The organism is Herbaspirillum sp., assembly GCF_017744395.1.
In the GTDB taxonomy this organism is placed as follows: Bacteria; Pseudomonadota; Gammaproteobacteria; order Burkholderiales; family Burkholderiaceae_D; genus Herbaspirillum.
The window spans coordinates 533,514-550,633 of record NZ_JAGIBI010000001.1; the positions used below are offsets into that span (position 1 = coordinate 533,514).

12 protein-coding genes are annotated in these 17,120 nt (G+C 65.2%); 5 read left to right on the forward strand and 7 right to left on the reverse strand.

What is annotated here, in order from left to right; translation table 11 throughout:
- Positions 1-95: 95 nt before the first annotated feature.
- The 3 genes from J7548_RS02475 to J7548_RS02485 all read left to right on the forward strand — a co-directional run bounded on the left by J7548_RS02475 (position 96) and on the right by J7548_RS02485 (position 6,186).
- Positions 96-2,603, forward strand: coding sequence for a PAS domain S-box protein (locus J7548_RS02475; protein WP_290969868.1), 2,508 nt, complete (start codon positions 96-98; stop codon positions 2,601-2,603).
- 188 nt (positions 2,604-2,791) lie between these two features.
- Positions 2,792-4,954, forward strand: a complete 2,163-nt coding sequence (locus J7548_RS02480; RefSeq protein WP_366004697.1) for a TonB-dependent receptor — start codon at positions 2,792-2,794, stop codon at positions 4,952-4,954.
- Complete coding sequence (locus J7548_RS02485; protein ID WP_290969871.1) at positions 4,954-6,186, forward strand: PepSY-associated TM helix domain-containing protein; 1,233 nt, start codon at positions 4,954-4,956, stop codon at positions 6,184-6,186. The genes J7548_RS02480 and J7548_RS02485 overlap by 1 nt, the downstream gene beginning before the upstream one ends.
- 19 nt (positions 6,187-6,205) lie before the next feature.
- On the opposite strand, the gene J7548_RS02490 is transcribed toward J7548_RS02485, so the two are convergent.
- From J7548_RS02490 to J7548_RS02500, 3 genes are all read right to left on the reverse strand, one after another.
- Positions 6,206-6,988, reverse strand: a complete 783-nt coding sequence (locus J7548_RS02490; RefSeq protein WP_290969874.1) for a 2OG-Fe(II) oxygenase — start codon at positions 6,986-6,988, stop codon at positions 6,206-6,208.
- A gap of 164 nt (positions 6,989-7,152) precedes the next feature.
- Complete coding sequence (locus tag J7548_RS02495) at positions 7,153-7,977, reverse strand: universal stress protein (protein WP_290969877.1); 825 nt, start codon at positions 7,975-7,977, stop codon at positions 7,153-7,155.
- A gap of 129 nt (positions 7,978-8,106) precedes the next feature.
- Complete coding sequence (locus J7548_RS02500) at positions 8,107-8,976, reverse strand: LysR substrate-binding domain-containing protein (protein WP_290969880.1); 870 nt, start codon at positions 8,974-8,976, stop codon at positions 8,107-8,109.
- A gap of 103 nt (positions 8,977-9,079) precedes the next feature.
- Between J7548_RS02500 and J7548_RS02505 the strand changes: the two genes are divergently transcribed.
- Both J7548_RS02505 and J7548_RS02510 read left to right on the forward strand, forming a co-directional pair.
- The gene (locus J7548_RS02505) at positions 9,080-9,496 is read left to right on the forward strand and encodes a VOC family protein (RefSeq protein WP_290969883.1); all 417 of its coding nucleotides are present in this window, start codon (positions 9,080-9,082) and stop codon (positions 9,494-9,496) included.
- Positions 9,493-10,437, forward strand: a complete 945-nt coding sequence (locus J7548_RS02510) for a glyoxylate/hydroxypyruvate reductase A (RefSeq protein WP_290969886.1) — start codon at positions 9,493-9,495, stop codon at positions 10,435-10,437. Before J7548_RS02505 ends, J7548_RS02510 begins: the two co-directional genes overlap by 4 nt.
- Positions 10,438-10,487: 50 nt before the next feature.
- On the opposite strand, the gene J7548_RS02515 is transcribed toward J7548_RS02510, so the two are convergent.
- From J7548_RS02515 to J7548_RS02530, 4 genes are read right to left on the reverse strand one after another with little or no spacing between them, the layout of a single operon-like run.
- On the reverse strand, positions 10,488-11,939 hold the full coding sequence (locus J7548_RS02515; RefSeq protein ID WP_290969888.1) for a heavy metal sensor histidine kinase: 1,452 nt from the start codon (positions 11,937-11,939) through the stop codon (positions 10,488-10,490).
- Positions 11,940-11,949: 10 nt separating this feature from the next.
- Positions 11,950-12,642, reverse strand: coding sequence for a heavy metal response regulator transcription factor (locus J7548_RS02520; RefSeq protein WP_290969890.1), 693 nt, complete (start codon positions 12,640-12,642; stop codon positions 11,950-11,952).
- A gap of 49 nt (positions 12,643-12,691) precedes the next feature.
- Positions 12,692-15,862 carry an efflux RND transporter permease subunit gene (locus J7548_RS02525; RefSeq protein WP_290969893.1) on the reverse strand — a complete coding sequence of 1,057 codons (3,171 nt, stop codon included), beginning with the start codon at positions 15,860-15,862 and terminating at the stop codon, positions 12,692-12,694.
- Positions 15,859-17,085, reverse strand: a complete 1,227-nt coding sequence (locus J7548_RS02530) for an efflux RND transporter periplasmic adaptor subunit (protein WP_290969896.1) — start codon at positions 17,083-17,085, stop codon at positions 15,859-15,861. Before J7548_RS02530 ends, J7548_RS02525 begins: the two co-directional genes overlap by 4 nt.
- Positions 17,086-17,120 lie beyond the last annotated feature (35 nt).

The following is a 17,120-nucleotide window of genomic DNA, read 5'->3' on the forward strand; positions in this document are numbered from 1 at the left end:
TAAATAACCGGGCCGATATCAGATGAGCCCAGGCCTGAGGAGCGGCGCCGAAGCCGGCATACTCAGGCGGCAACAGGCTTGCACGCTTTCACGACATGACAGAAATTTCTTGGTTGCGCGGTGGCGGTCAGACCGGCAGGAGCGTTTCCGCGTTCGACTGGAAAAGTAGCGCACTGGGCGAGCCGGAACATTGGCCGGTGCCGTTTCGTACTTCCCTCAACATCGCGCTGCATTCGCCGTCGCCGGTCCTGCTGGTCTGGGGCGGTGCCCGCAATATTTTCTACAATGATGCCTTCGCGGCCTGTATCGGACGCCAGCATCCCGGCGTATTCGGCGCGCGCCTGATCGATGTGCCGTTCTGGCCGGAGATCCGTGCGGCGCATCTGGCGGCGATCGAAGCCTGCTTCGCCGGCCGCGCGCAAACGCTGAAAGAGCAGCATGCGGATGCGATCGACGCTTGGTTCGACTTGTCCTATGTGCCGGTGTTTTCCGCCGACGGCGCCGGCGTCGAAGGCGTGCTGTGCACTTGTTCCGACCTCACCGAACGCCGCCGCGGCATGCAGGCGCTGCTGTCGAGCGAGAGCCGCCTGACCGCGATTTTCAATCAGGCCTCGGTATGCTTTTCCGAACTCGACCTGCAGGGGAACTATCTGCGCGTCAACGACGCCTTGTGCCGCATGCTTGGCCGCAGCGAGGAGGCGTTGCTGCAGATGACGCTGGCAGACGTAACGCATCCCGACGATGTTCCGGCCAACATGTCGATGTTCAACCGCTGTATCGAGAACGGAAAATCCTTCACGCTGGAAAAGCGCTACTTGCGGCCGGACGGCTCGTCGTTCTGGGTGTCGAGCAACATCAGCCGCATCGTCGACGCGCAAGGGCGGCCGCAGGCGATGATGGCGGTATCCACCGACATCACCGAACGCCGCCGTGCCGAAGAAGCGCTGCGCGAACTCAACGATACGCTGGAGCAGCGCGTGGCCGAGGAAATCCTGGAGCGCAGCCGGGCCGAGGCCGTATTGAGCCAGATGCAGAAGATGGAAGCGGTGGGGCAGCTCACCGGCGGCGTGGCGCACGACTTCAACAATGTGCTGCAGATCATCGGCGGCAACCTGCAATTGATGCAGTCGGCTCCAGAGCTGGAAGAGCGGAGCCGGCATCGCGTGAAAATCGCCATCGACGCCGTCGACCGCGGCGCCAAGCTGTCGTCGCAGTTGCTGGCGTTCGCGCGCCGGCAGCCGCTGCAGCCGCGCAGCATCAACCTGGCGCGCATATTGCGCAACATGGATGACCTGCTGCGTCGCGCAGTGGGCGAAACCGTCGAGATATCGACGGCCATCGCAAGCGGCCTGTGGAACACCATGATCGATCCCAACCAGGTCGAGAACCTGATTATCAACACCGCCATCAATGCGCGCGACGCCATGCCGAACGGCGGCCGCCTTACGCTGCAGATCGGAAACGCGGAATTGTCCGATCCGGATTTCCTGTCGCAAGCCGACCTGGCGCCGGGCGACTATGTGGAGTTGTCGATTTCCGACAATGGTTGCGGCATGCCGCCGGAGGTGCGCGAGCGCGCCTTCGAGCCTTTCTTCACCACCAAGAAGGAAGGCGAGGGCAGCGGACTCGGATTGTCGATGGCCTACGGTTTCGTCAAGCAGAGCAAGGGCCATATCAGCATCCAGAGCGAGGTGGGCAGCGGTACCACGATCCGCATTTATTTCCCGCGCTCCCACGAGGACGAAGCCGCCATCGAGGAGCGCCATGAAATGGAAATGCTCGGCGGCAGCGAGACCATCCTGGTGGTGGAAGACGATCCCGGCCTGCGGCTGACCGTGACCGATACGCTGTCTTCGCTGGGCTATCGCGTGCTCACGGCCGAAAACGGCGAACGCGCGCTGGCCATCGTGCGCAGCGGCGTCGCCATCGACATGTTGTTTACCGATGTGGTGATGCCGGGCAGCGTACCCGCGACTGAACTGGCGCGCCACGCCCGCCAGTTGCTGCCAGGCGTGGAGATATTGTTCACATCAGGCTATCCGCGCGATGCCATCGTGCATGAAGGGCGGCTGGATACCGGGGTCGAATTGCTGTCCAAGCCTTACCGCATCAGCCAGTTGGCGAGGCGCATGCGCCACATGCTCGCGCGGCAGGGGCGGCGCCCGCAGCTGGCGCAGGGCGGCAATGCCACGCAAGAAATGCCGGGCACCGCCACTATCCACATTTTGCCGGTGGCCGAGCGCCAGCAGCGCTTACGCTTGCTGGTGGTGGAAGACAATATCGATTCGCAAGAGCTGATCTGCGAATTGCTGGAAACGCTTGGCCATGAAGCGCATGGCGTGGCCTCCGGGGAAGAGGCGCAACAGGCGCTGGGGGATCAGGCGTTCGATGTGCTGTTTACCGACGTCAACCTGCCGGGCATGTCGGGCGTGGACCTGGCCAGGAATACGCTGTCGCGCTTCCCCGGCATGTCCATCATCTTCGCTTCAGGCTACGGCGAGATGGTGGCGCGCAATGCCGGTTTCGCCTCCCACTCCTTGCCCAAGCCTTACGACATCGCCCAACTGCAGGACATCCTCGGGAAGATCGCGGCCGCGGCCTGATCTCCTTCCCGTTCACACTTCCATCCCCGCCTTGCCGCCGCGCGCCAGGAGTCTCTCCGAAGGGAGCAGGGCAGTGCTTGCTGCGCGATCAAGACTTGTAAGTTTTGTTTCCTTTTTCAGCGCTTTTTAATAAAATAAATACGAATCGTTACTATTTACATTTGTATTTATTGTTTGAAAGGCAAAACTTGAAACGCCACAACCCGATTCCGGCGCAGCCGCGCGCCATGATCCGCGCGCTGCGCAAGGCGCTTGTCTACATGACGCTGGCGGGTGTGCCGGCATTGGCCGCCACCCCCGCCGCGGCCCAGTCCGCCGGAACGGCAGCAGATCCGCAAGGGGACAACTTGCCCACCGTGACCGTCACCGGCAGCGGCGAAGGCAAGCAGCACCTGCAAACCCAATCCGGCAGCGGGGCGCTGGGTTCGCGCTCAATCCTGGAAACGCCGTTTTCGGTGACCAGCGTCACCGCCGGTGAATTGGAAGACCGGCAGGTATTGAAGCTGGGCGACGTGTTCTTCGGCGACGCATCCGTCAGCGACAACAGTGGCGGCTACAGTGCCTGGGCGTCCTACATCACCATCCGCGGCCTGCCCGCGGATTGGCAAAACTCCTTCCGCATCGACGGCAAGCCTTTCCTCAGCTACGGCATCACGCTGCCTTACGGCCACTTCGAGCGCATCGACCTGCTCAAGGGCTCGTCCGGCTTCATGTACGGCTTTGGCACGCCCGGCGGCCTGATCAACTACGTCAGCAAGAAACCGACCGACACGCCGGTGCGCAGCGTCGGCGTCGGCTATACCAGCAACGGTATCTTGAGCGAAAGCGTCGACCTGGGCGGACGCTTCGGCAACGACGGGATGTTCGGCTATCGCCTCAACGCCACGCATGACCAGGGGGAGACCTTCAACCAGGGCCGCATCAAGCGCGACGCGGTATCGCTGGCGCTGGATGCGCGCCTGACGCGCGACCTGACCTGGGATTTCCAGGCGATCTGGCAGAACAGCAATTCGACGGACCAGACGCCGTCGATCGTCACCACCGGCCTGGCCGGCGGCAGCCTGCCGGCCGTGGTCAGCGGCGGCAACCGAACCCTGGTCGGCGGCGGCCAGCATCTGGATACCAATTTCCAGTTGTACCAGACCGGCCTGAGCTACCGCATCACGCCGGACTGGAAGGCCAACCTGAGCTATAGCCACAGCACATCCAAGCGCTTCCGCAACGAAGGCATCGCCACCCTGACCGATACCGCCGGCAATTACGCAGACTGGCGTTCGGATTCGCGCGAGGGGCATGTGTTCGACCAGTGGCAGGCCATGCTGGAAGGCAATGCCAGGACCGGCTTCCTGGAGCACCAACTGGTGCTGGGCGCCTCCTGGCAGAAGCAGGTCAACGATTATTCGGTCGCCCAGTACTACCAGCAGATCGGCAGCGGCAACCTGTACACGCAAAACACCAATTCGCATGACAGTTCGACCGACCTGCAGACCTACCACGCCGGCATCATCACCCAGCAGGCGGTGTTCGCCAGCGATACCCTGAAATTCTCCGAGCATTGGTCGCTGCTGGCAGGCGCGCGCTACAACCAGTTCCGGCAAGACGGCTTCGATACGACCGGCGCCCGTACCTCCCGCTATGACCAGTCGGCGCTGACCCCGACGCTGGCCCTGATGTTCAAGCCCGAACCCAACACCACGGTCTACGGCAGCTATGTCGAATCGCTGGAGCAGGGCGGCGTGCCCCAGATCGGGCAGACCAACTACGGCCAGCAGCTCAAGCCGCTCAAGAGCAAGCAGTACGAGTTCGGCGCCAAGACCGACCAGCAGGACTGGAGCGCCACCGCCGCGCTGTTCCGTATCGAGCGGGCGGCCGAGTACACGCTGAACAATACGCTGGTGCAGGACGGCCAGTCCAACTACCAGGGCCTGGAGCTGGGCGGCTCGCTCAAGCTGGATCGGCAATGGCAACTGGGCGGCAGCCTGATGTTCCTCGATTCCAAGTACAAGAAGGGGGCGGTCTATAACGGCAACCGCGTGGCCGGCGCGCCGGACATGGTGGCGACCGCCCAGGTCTCCTACCTGGTGCCGCAACTGGCCGGCCTGAAGTTGATGGCCGATGCCAAGTACACCGGCAACACCATGCTGCGCGCAGCCAACGACTTGCAGACGGCCGGCTATACGCTGCTCAACCTCGGGGCCAGCTACACCACCCGCATCGGCAAGTACGACACCACGTTCCGTGCCGCCGTCAACAACCTGCTGGACAAGCGCTACTGGCAATACCAGTATGAGAACTACATCAAGCCCGGCGATCCGCGCACCTTCAGCTTGAGCGCCAAAGTGGACTTCTGATGCGCGCATTCCTGGTCATCCTCCACCGCTGGTTCGGCCTGGCGGCCGCGGTCTTTCTTTTCATCGCCGGGGCCACCGGCGCCGTCATTTCCTGGGACCACGAGCTGGATGCCTGGCTCAATCCGCGCCTGTTCCATGCCGACAGCGCCAGCCGGCCCGGCGCGGGCGCGCCCAAAGGCGGGCTGGAACTGGCCAACCTGGTGGAGCAGGCGGAGCCCAAACTGCGCGTGACCTATGTGCTGGCCGAGAGCGAACCCGGCCATACCATCGGCATGGTGGTCGAGCCGCGCATCGATCCCGCCACCGCCAAGCCATACCCGCTGGACTACAACCAGATCGCGGTCGACCCCGTCACCGCCGATATCCAGGGGCGCCGCATGTGGGGCGCGGTGTCGCTGTCGCGCGAGAACCTGCTGCCGTTCCTGTACAAGCTGCATTACACGATGCACCTGCCCGACATGGGCGGTTTTGAAACCGGCATCTGGCTCATGGGCATTATCGGCATCGTCTGGGCGCTGGATTGCTTCATCGCGCTCTACCTGTCGTTTCCCAACTGGCGCAGCTGGCGCAAGTCGTTCGCCTTCCGCTGGCGCGAGGGCGGCCATAAGCTCAACTTCGACCTGCACCGCTCGGGCGGCGTATGGATCTGGGCCTTGCTGCTGGTGCTGGCGGTGACGTCGGTATCGATGAACCTGGAGCGGCAGGTCATGCGGCCCCTCCTGCAAACCGTTTCCAGCCTGACGCCGGGGCCGTTCGATACGCGCACGCCGGTGGCGCCCGGCAAGGCCCGCGAGCCGCGCATCTCGCGCGAGCAGGCGGTCGAGCTGGGACGGCGGGAAGGGCTGAAACTGGGGCTGGCCGATCCGGTGGGCGGGGTGTTCTATTCCCCGATGTTCGGCGTGTATGGCGTCGGCTTCTTCCAGCCCGGCAACGACCATGGCGATATCGGCCTGGGCAATGCCTGGCTGTACTTCGACGCCGATACCGGCGCCTATGCCGGCGGCCGCATACCGGGCAGCGGCAGCGCCGGCGATATCTTCCTGCAGGCGCAGTTCCCCTTGCATTCCGGCCGCATCCTGGGCCTGCAGGGACGCATCCTGATCTCGTTCATGGGGGCGCTGGTGGCGATGCTGTCGGTGACCGGCGTGGTGATCTGGGTGCGCAAGCGCCGTGCGCGCCTCCAGCAGCGCGCACGCCTGGCGGCTACCGCCGCGTCCGCCGGAGCGCGCTGAAGGTTGGCGCGACGGCGCGCTATGCGGCATCGTGGAATATGATCCCCAGCGTGTGCCGCTGTCCGCTGCGCAAGCGCGACACGCCGTGGCGCAGGTTGACCCGGTAGACATGTCCCGGCCCGCGCACGCCTTGCACCGGCCGCTGGCTGACGGCGAATGCCACCGCGTCGCCCTGACACAGCGGCACCACTTCCGGGCGCGACTGCATGCGCGGGCGTTGCTCGGTCAGCACGAATTCGCCGCCGGTGAAGTCGCGCCCCGGTTCCGAAAGCAGGATCGCCACTTGCAGCGGAAACACATGCTCCCCGTACAAGTCCTGGTGCAGGCAGTTATAGTCGCCGCTCCCGTAGCGCAGCAGCAATGGCGTGGGGCGCACCTGCCCGGCATCATGGCAGCGGCGCAGGAACCCGGCGTGCGTGGCCGGATAACGTACATCGATATCCATCATGGCATTCCAATGGTTGGCCAGCGGCGCCAGTTGCGCATAGAAAGCGCTGCGCAGCGCCTGCACCGGTGACGGCAGCGGGTAGCGGAAGTACTGGTACTCGCCCAGGCCGAAGTTGTGGCGCGCCATTACGATGCGCGAGCGGAACAGGCCGTCGTCGTCGTAAAGGGCGGACAGCAGCCGGGCTTCGCGTGCATCGAGCAAGCCGGGGATCAGCGCGCAGCCGCCGTCATGCAGCGCCGAGGAGATTTCTTCCCACGGTTGCGCAGCGACGCGCCGGCCGAGGTCGGCGAAAGGCGATGGAGCGGCAACATCATCAAGTGGGAGTTCGGAGGCGAGGGTGGCAGTTGCGGGCATGGCATATCCTTGTCGGCGGAGACGGAAGATGCCCAGTGTGCGCCGCTTGCCGCGAGGCCGCACTCCGCCGCTTGCTTTTGAATTGTCGCCGGCTGCCACATGGGCAATAAAAAAGGACATGCGCGGCAACGCATGTCCTTTCGCTTTGCCATTCCCAGCTTGCTTCAATGCGCCATCAGCACCGGAATGGTCATGCTCCTCATGATCGTCAGCGTGACGCCGCCCAGCAATACTTCGCGAAAACGCGTATGCCCATAGCCGCCCATCACCAGCAGGTCGGAGCCGAGGTCGGCCGCCAGCGACAGCAGGGTGTTGCCGATATCCATGTTGCTTTGCTCTTGCATGACTTGCACTTTCACGCCGTGGCGCGCCAGGTAGAGCGCGATATCGGCGCCCGGCTGTTCGCCGTGCGTGCCATGCCGCTTGCCGGCGTCGAATACCGCCACGGTCACGTTGCCGGCACTGCGCAGCAGCGGCAAGGCGGCGGTAATGGCCCGCGTGGCTTCCATGCTGCCGTCCCAGGCGACCAGCGCATTGTTGCCGACATGGCTGAATTCGCCGGCGCTGGGGATGACCAGCACCGGGCGCGGTGCATTGAGCATCACGTATTCGGGCAGGTCGGCCAGCAGGCTGCTGTCGGGTTCGTCGAGGTCGGTCTGGCTGACCACTACCAGGTCGCTGTAGCGCGCCTGCAGCGCCAGGCCGCCTTCGGCGTCATCGTCGATGAAGCGTTTCTCGTAAGAGGACACACCCACGCTGCCGGCGATGCTGTCGAACTGCTCCAGCGCCGCCAGCGCGCGGTCGCGGAAGACGTCGATCTGCGCTGCCACGAAGGCCGCGCCTTCCATCTGGATATAGCTGGAAATGCCGCTCATGGCGCTGCCGATCAGGTGCGCCTGCTGGGCGCGCGCGAGCTCGGCGGCGATGCGGATGCGTTGCGCGGCGTGGCGCGACTGGTCGACATGGACCAGGATGGATTTGTAGCTCATGGCAACTCCTCGGAATGGTCTCGAACATGAATCCGCAGCCGGACTCCATATGTTGAGCCTAGGCCGGAAAGCGGGTCGCGTCCAGCGCCGAAAAACGAAGTGCTTGCGCTATATCAAGCATGCGCGCAATCAGGCCGAAGGGATGGCCTGCGACAACATTTTCAGCATGTTGGGGCGTTCGCTCAGGGCCGGGGTGAGCAGCACGATGTCGCGCGCGTAGAGCGCATGGCCTTCCGGTTCCACCGGCTCCATGCGGCAGCCGGAGGCGAGCTTTTCCAGGCCGCTCCAGCGCGGCGCCAGACTCACGCCGACGCCGTCGGCCACCAGCATGGCGATGGTTTCCAGGGCGTCGAGGTCGCATAGCAGCGCCGGCTGCAGGCCCTGGTCGTCGAGATAGCGCTGGGCCGGCCGTCCGCCCCAGGCCGACGGGTCGTAACGGATATAGGGTTGGGTGCGCAGCAGCGTGGCGGCGTCGCCGCGCAGCTTGCGCTGGGCCAGCAGGACCAGCTCTTCGCGGCGCAGCGTCAGCGCGTTCAGGGTCTTGGGCAATTCGAACGGCGGCGCCACCAGGATGGCGGCATCGATCTCGCCGGCCAGTAGCGCCTGGTAGAGCGAGCGCGAAGTGCCGGGGATGATGCTCGGGCGCAGGCCGGGCGCTTGTTGCGTGAGCATGCGCAGGGCGGCCGGCAGCATTCCGGTCAAGGCCGTGGAAATGGCGCCGATGCGCAGCGTGCCGGTCAACCCGGCATCATCGGCGTCACCGGCCAACAGCGCCACTTCGCGCACGATGCGGCGCGCCCGCGGCAGCAAGGCCAGGCAGGCATCGGTGGCCTTGGCGGCATGGCCGGCGCGCGACAGCAGCGCGAAGCCGAGCATGCGTTCCAGCGCCTGGATGCGCTGGCTGACGGCCGCCGCCGTCAAGCCTTCGGCGCGCGCAGCGTCGGCGATTGAACCGCTGTCGATGACGGCGACCAGGCTTTTCAGATAGCGGCTGTCCATAAAAAATACTTTCGGATGGATTAAAAATTACATGCTATCTCTTTTGATGGGCAGGGGCTATCCTAGCGCCTGTCGGCATTCAATTCGCTATCGAGGGACTCCCATGAAATCAATCTTCCACCTGGCCTACCATGTACGCGACCTCGGCCAGGCGCGCCGTTTCTATTGCGGCCTGCTCGGCTGCGAAGAGGGCCGCAGCACCGACACCTGGGTCGATATCGACTTCTTCGGCCACCAGCTGTCGCTGCACCTGGGCGAGCCGTTCAGCGTGTCCAACACCGGCAAGGTCGGCAACCACATGGTGCCGATGCCGCACCTGGGCATCATCCTGGCCATGGACGACTGGAAGCAGCTGGCATCGCGCCTGAGCGGCAGCGGCGAGGTGGAGTTCGTGCTTGAGCCGCAGATCCGTTTCGCCGGCGAACCGGGCGAGCAGGCCACGATGTTCTTCCTGGACCCGTCCGGCAACCCGATCGAGGTCAAGGGCTTCAACAGCCTGGAACAGGTCTACGCCAAATGAGAGAAGCCATCCCTTTCGTCAGCCAGGGCGGCGCCGCAGCAGCTCAAGCCTGGATCGAAGCGCTGCGCGCGGCGATGCCCGAGGAGCGCATCGTGGACTTTGCCGAGCTGGACGAGGCGGAGTGGGCGCAGTGCAGGCTGGCCATCGTCGCCAACCCCGATCCGGCCGAATTGAAGCGCCTGCCGCGACTGGAGTGGGTGCATAGCGTATGGGCCGGCGTCGAGCGACTGGTCGAAGACCTCGGCGGCAGCGGCTTGCAGTTGACCCGCCTGGTCGATCCTCAACTGGCCGCCACCATGGCCGAGGCGGTATTGGCCTGGACGCTCTATCTGCATCGCGAAATGCCGCTCTACGCGCAGCGCCAGCGCGCGCGCCTCTGGCAGTCGGAAGACTATGTGCGACCCGAACAGCGCACGGTCGGCATCCTGGGGCTGGGGGCGCTGGGCGAGGCGGCGGCGCAAGCGCTGCTGCAGGCGCGCTTCAAGGTATGCGGCTGGAGCCGCAGCCCGCGCGAACTGGCCGGCGTGCGCACTTTCAGCGGCGAACAGGGGCTGGCACAGATGCTGGCCATGAGCGACATCCTGGTCTGCCTGCTGCCGCTGACCGCCGATACGCGCCATCTGCTCGACGCGCGTCGGCTGGCGATGCTGCCGCCGCGGGCGCAACTGGTCAACTTCGCGCGCGGCGCCATCATCGACGACCAGGCCTTGCGTGCCGCGCTGGATGAGGGCGCGCTGCGCCATGCGGTGCTGGATGTGTTCGCCGTCGAACCGCTGCCGGCCGACAACTGGCAATGGACGCATCCGGACGTCACGGTGCTGCCGCATTGCTCGGCGCCGACCAACCGGGAGACGGCGTCGGCCATCGTGGCCGGCAATATCCGGCAGTATCGCCAGAGCGGGGAAATTCCGGCCAATGTGGATATACGGCGCGGATATTGAGCAACGCGCCGTCGTCCTGACCTTCGCCGGGATGACGGCGGTTGGGAGCGTCAAGCTTGGGAAATGGTGAATCCGATACTGTTGTAACCGCCTTCGCTGGCCGCGAACGCGCGTCCCCCATGCATGCGCGCCACCGCCTTGACGATGGCCAGCCCCAGGCCGTGGCCGTGGCTGCCGTTGATATCCTGGCGCGCGCTGTCGACCCGGTAGAAGCGGTCGAACAGGCGCGGCAGGTGGCGCGCGTCGATGGGCTGGCCGGGATTGGTGACGGCGATGCGCACGCCGCCGTCCTGCCGGGCGATGTCGATCCGGATCAGGGCGCCGGCCGGCGAGTGCTGGATGGCGTTCTGGATCAGGTTGGTCAGCGCCCGCTTGAACAGCGAGGTTTCCATCATCGCGGTGGCCTCGGTGTCGCCGCTGACGGCGATGCTCATGCCGGCGTCGTCCAGCACGAACTCGAAAAAATCCACCGTCTTCTGTACTTCGTCGGCGACCCGCGCATGCACCAGCGCGGTGGCCGCTTCGCCCTGGTCGGAGCGGGCCAGGAACAGCATGTCGTTGATGATGGAGCGGATGCGGTCCAGCTCTTCCAGGTTGGATTGCAGCACGCCCTTGAACTCGCCGGCGCTGCGTTCGCGCGCCAGCGCCACCTGCGTCTCGCCGATCAGGTTGGCCAGCGGCGTGCGCAATTCATGGGCGACGTCGGCGTTGAAGGCTTCCAGCTGGGTATAGGTATCTTCGATGCGCTCCAGCGCGCCGTTGAAGGCCAGTGCCAGCACCGACAGTTCCGCCGGCAGGGATTCGACCGGCATGCGCGCCGACAGCTTGCGCGGTGAAAAGCTTTGCGCGCGCGCCGACATGCGACGCAGCGGCGCCAGCCCGGCGCGCGCGATCCAGTAGCTGGAGATCACCGCCAGCACGATGCCCAGCAGTGAAAACGTGAAGGTCGCCAGCAGGAAGGTGCGGCGCATTTCGAAATACGGCTCGGTATCGATGCCGACCGTCACCCTGATCTCGGGCCGTTCCTCGAACGCCGGCAGGATGCGCGTCATGGTGTGCAGCGGATATTCCTTGCCGGCCAGGCGCAGCATGCCGACGGTGTTGTTGTCCGGGGCCGCCACCAGGTGCTGCAGGCGCGTCAGGTCGCCGTAGCGGAAGCGCTCGTCGTCGCAGGAGATCCAGAACGATACCCGCTGGTCGGCCTGCGACAGCGCTGCCAGTTTCAGTTGCACGCGTGACCAGCGCTCGGTATTGCCGGCGCGCGAGATCTGGTAGCTGATGTCGTTGAGGGTGGTGACAAGGCCGTCGCGCTCATGGCGCAGCAGTTCGCCCTTGAGGACGGTATAGAGCACGATGCCAGTCAGCGCGAAGATGAACAGCGCCGAAGCCGCCGACATCCACACCAGCCGCGCCGTGATCGACTGGCGCAGCGGCAGGAACCGCCGCAGCCGACCGGGGGCGGGGCTGGAAGAGGTGTCCGGCGGGGACGGGCGGCGCTCCATGTGTCTGGCTTCAATCGTCCACGGCATCGGCCGCGGCGCGCGGTTCCAGCACGTAGCCCATGCCGCGCACGGTGTGCAGCAGCTTCTGGTCGAAGGGGATGTCGATCTTGGCGCGCAGGCGCTTGATGGCGACTTCGACCACGTTGGTGTTGCTGTCGAAATTCATGTCCCAGACCAGTTCGGCGATGGCGGTCTTGGACAGGATCTCGCCCTGGCGGCGCGCCATCACCGCCAGCAGCGCGAATTCCTTGGCGGTCAGGTCGATGCGGGTGCCGCCGCGGAAGGCCTTGCGGCTGATCAGGTCGATCTGCAGGTCGCCGATGCGCAACTGCGCCGGCTCCTGCGAACGGCCGCGGCGGGTGAGCGCCTGCAGGCGGGCCAGCAGTTCGAGGAAGGAGAAGGGCTTGATCAGGTAGTCGTCGGCGCCGTCGTGCAAGCCCTTGATGCGGTCTTCCACGCTGTCGCGCGCGGTCAGCATGATGACCGGGGTCTGCTTGACCGTGCGCAGCGAACGCAGCACCGAAAAGCCGTCCAGCCCCGGCAGCATCACGTCCAGCACGATCACGTCGTAGTCGTGCTGGATCGCCAGGTGCTGGCCGTCGATGCCGTTGGACGCCAGGTCGACCGCGCACCCTTGCTCGGCCAGGCCTTTGCAAAGGTATTCGGACATCTTTTGCTCGTCTTCGACAATCAGGATTTTCATGCGGTCTCCATATGCCGGGATTTTAACCTTTCGGCTGCTGATGCTTGATTCATTGGCCCTGGCTTTGCGCAAGACGGGCGGCCTTGCGCGCGGCGCGCGCTTCCTTCTTGTTCATGTACCAGTAATGGGCGCGGTCCAGGTAGAGGTAGACCACCGGCGTGGAAAACAGCGTCAGCGCCTGCGACAGCACCAGGCCGCCCACCATCGCGTAGCCCAGCGGGCGGCGCAGCTCGGAGCCGGCGCCCTGGCCCAGCATCAGCGGCAGTCCCGAGAGCAGGGCGCACATGGTGGTCATCATGATGGGGCGGAAGCGCAGCAGGCAGGCCTGGTAGATCGCTTCCTCGGGCTTGAGACCCTTTTCGCGTTCGGCGGTGAGGGCGAAGTCGATCATCATGATGCCGTTCTTCTTGACGATGCCGATCAACAGGATGATGCCGATCAGCGCGATCACCGACAGGTCGTAGCCGCCGATCATCAGGATCAGCAGCGCCCCTACGCCGGCCGAGGGCAGCGTCGAGAGGATCGTCAGCGGGTGGATGTAGCTCTCGTAGAGCAGGCCCAGCACGATGTAGACCGCGATCAGCGCGGCCGCGATCAGGTAGGGCTGCGACGCCAGCGAATCGCCGAAGGCCTTGGCCGTGCCCTGGAAGTTGCCCACCAGGGTCTGCGGCGCGCCCATCTCGTCCTTGGTTTTCTGGATCAGGTCGACCGCCTCGCCCAGCGACACGCCCGGCGCCAGGTTGAACGAGATCGTCACCGCCGGGAACTGGCCCTGGTGGCTGATCGACAGGTAGCCGGTCTTGGTGGTGTCGACCTTGACGAAGGTCGACAGCGGCACCTGCTGGCCGGTCAGCGGCGAGGTCAGGTAGAGCTTGTTGAACAGCGCCGGATCCTTCTGCAGTTCGGGCGTGACCTCCAGCACCACGCGGTAGCTGTTGATCTGGGTGAAGTACTGCGCCACCTGGCGCTGGCCGATGGCGTCGTAGATAGTGGCGTCGATCAGCGCCGGCGAGATGCCGAAGCTGGAAGCGCGCGCGCGGTCGATGGTGACGGTCGCGGTGGCGGCGGCATTCTGCTGGTCGGAGGCGACGTCGGCCAGTTGCGGCAACTGGCGGAAACGCTCCAGCATGCGCGGCGCCCAGACGTTGAGCTCGTCCAGGTCGGTGTCGGTGATGGTGTACTGGTATTGCGTGCGCGCCAGGCGGCCGCCGACGTTGATGTCCTGGCTGGCCTGCATGAACAGGTTGATGCCTTGCACCTTGGCGACCTTGGGGCGGATGCGCGCGATCACCTGGTCGGCATTGGTGGTGCGGCCTTCGTCCTTGGGTTTCAAGGCGATGAAAAAGGTGCCGGTGTTGAAGGTGGTGGAACCCGCGCTCATGCCGAAGCCGGTCACGTCCGGATCCTGGCGCACGATATCGGCCACTTTCAGCAGGCGCTCGTGCATGGCTGCCGAGGAAGTGTCCTGCGCCGATTCGGCGAAGCCGATGATCACGCCGTTGTCCTGCTGCGGGAAGAAGCCCTTGGGGATGAAGATGAACATCGCCACCGTCAGCGCCACCGTGCCGATGAAGCTCATCAGCGTGATGAACTGGTGCCTGAGCACCAAGTCCAGGCCGCGCTTGTAGCCGGCCAGCATGGCGTCGAAGCAGTGCTCGAACCATTGGTACAGCTTGCCGTGGCGGTTGCCGCTCAGTGCATCGTGAGGGTTCTTGAGGAAGCGCGAGCACAGCATCGGCGTCAGGGTCAGCGAGATGATCACCGACACGCCGATGGTCAGCGTCACCGTCACCGCGAATTCGCGGAACAGGCGGCCGACGATGCCGCCCATCAGCAGCAGCGGGATGAACACCGCCACCAGCGAGACCGAGATCGAGATGATGGTGAAGCCGATTTCCTTGGCGCCCTTGAGCGCCGCTTCCATCGGCGGCATGCCTTCTTCCACGTAGCGGTAGATGTTTTCCAGCATGACGATGGCGTCGTCCACCACGAAGCCGACCGCAATCGTCAGCGCCATCAGCGACAGGTTGTCCAGGCTGTAGCCGACCACGTACATCACGGCGGCGGTGCCCATGATGGCCAGCGGCACGGTGATGCTGGGGATGATGGTGGCGGCGACGTTGCGCAGGAACACGAAGATCACCATCACCACCAGCGCGATGGTCAGCACCAGCGTGAATTCGACGTCTTCCACCGAGGCGCGGATGGTCTGGGTGCGGTCGATCAGGGTATTGACGTGCACGCTGGCGGGGATGGCCGCGCGCAGGCGCGGCATGGCGGCCTTGATGCGGCCGACCGTCTCGATCACGTTGGCGCCGGGTTGCTTGGTGATGGCCAGCACGATGGAACGGCCGTCGGTGATGCTGTGGTCGCTGCCGGCGGCGGCGCCCGAGAAGGCCCAGGCGGCGATCTTGGCGTTTTCCGGGCCGTCCACCGCGACGCCGATGTCGCGCACGCGGACCGGCGCGCCGTTGCGGTAGGCCAGCACCATGTCGCTCCACTGGTCGGCCTTGAGCAGCTGGTCGTTGGTGTAGACGGTGAAGCTCTGGCGCGTGCCGTCCACCGTGCCCTTGGGCTGGTTGACGGTGGTGGTGGCGATGACGCCGCGGATGTCTTCCAGGCTGATGCCCAGCGTGGCGATCTTGGCCGGATCGACCTGGATGCGCACGGCCGGCTTCTGCTGGCCGTTGACGCTGACCAGGCCCACGCCGGAGATCTGCGAGATCTGCTGCGCCAGGATGTTGTCGGCGTAGTCGTTGACCACCGTCAGCGGCAGCGCTTCGGACTGCACCGACATGATCATGATCGGCGAGTCGGCCGGATTGACCTTGCGGAAGGTCGGCGGATTGGGCAGGTTGGCCGGCAACTGGCCGGTCGAGGCGTTGATGGCCGCCTGCACGTCCAGCGCGGCGGCGTCGATGTTGCGATTGAGGTCGAACTGCAGCGTGATCTGCGTATTGCCCAGCGAGCTTTGCGAGGTCATCTGGGTCAGGCCGGCGATCAGCGAGAACTGGCGCTCCAGCGGCTGGGCCACGTTGGAGGCCATGGTTTCCGGGTTGCCCCCTGGCAGGCTGGCCGAGACCTGGATGGTCGGGAAGTCAACCTGCGGCAGCGGCGCCACCGGCAGGAGCGGCCACACGGCCGCGCCCACCAGCAGGATGGCGATGGCCAGCAGCGTGGTGCCGATCGGGCGCTTGATGAAGGTGGCGGAGACGCTCACTTGGCGGTTCCTTTCGCTTGGTCGCCGGCCGCGGCCTTTTGCTGCGGCCGGCTTTCGGCGATGCGCGAGCCGGGCTTGAGCTTGTACTGGCCGTCCAGCACCACGCGCTGGCCGGCGGCCACGCCGCCGTTGTCAGCCAAAACGGCAATGCCATCCTGGATGCGGGCCACCTTGACCGGCTGCATGTTGGCCTGGTTCTGGTCGTTGACCGCATACACGTAGGTGCCTTGCTGGTTGCGCTGGATGGCGGCGGCCGGCAGCGTCAAGGCATTGCCGTGGGCATGCATCTGCAGCCGCGCGTTGACGTACTGGCCCGGCCACAGCTTGTGCTCGGCATTGGCGAAGCGGGCTTTCAGTTGCACGGTGCCGTTGGTGGTGTTGATCTGGTTGTCCAGCAGGATCAGCCTGCCGGTGGCCAGCGGTTCATCCGATTCGCGCGCATAGGCGGTGACCTTGAGCGCATGCTGGCTGTCGGAGTTGGCGCGCATGGCCTGGTTGATGGCCGGCACCGATTCTTCCGGCAGGGTGAAGACCAGGGTGATGGGGTCGATCTGGTTGATCACCACCAGGCCGTTGGCGTCGCTGGCGTGCACGATGTTGCCCGGATCCACCAGGCGCGCGCCGACGCGGCCGGAAATCGGCGCGGTAATGGTGGTGTAGCCCAGTTGCACCTTGGCGTAGCTGATCTGCGCTTCATCGGTCTTTACCGCCGCTTCCAGTTGTGCCACCAGGGTCTTTTGCGTATCGAGCTGCTGCTGGGTGGCGGCGTCCTGGGCGCGCAGGGTGGTGTAGCGCTGCAAGTCCAGCCGGGCGTTGGCCAACTGGGCCGCGTCCTTGGCGCGCTGCGCTTCGGCCTGCGCCAGCTGCGCCTGCAGCGCGCGCGGGTCGATCTGGGCCAGCAACTGGCCCTTCTTGACGTCTTCGCCTTCGCTGAAGCCGACCTTTTCCAACTGGCCGTCGATGCGCGCCTTGACCGTCACGCTGGCGTTGGCCGTGACGGTGCCGACGCCGGCCAGGTACAGCGGCACGTCGCGCTCTTGCACAGTGGTCAAGGTCACGGCGACCGGGGGCGCTTCCTTGGGGGTCGCCTGCTTGTCGGCGGCGTTGGCGCGCTGCCAGTGCAGCCAGCCGCCGGCGCCGGCCAGCACGATGACGGCGGCCGCTACGGAAAGGGTGAGCGGGGAGCGTTTGTACAGCTTGTGCAAATTGGGGGAGGTTGTCATGCCTGGAACTCTTCCTGGAGGATCACTGGGTATGT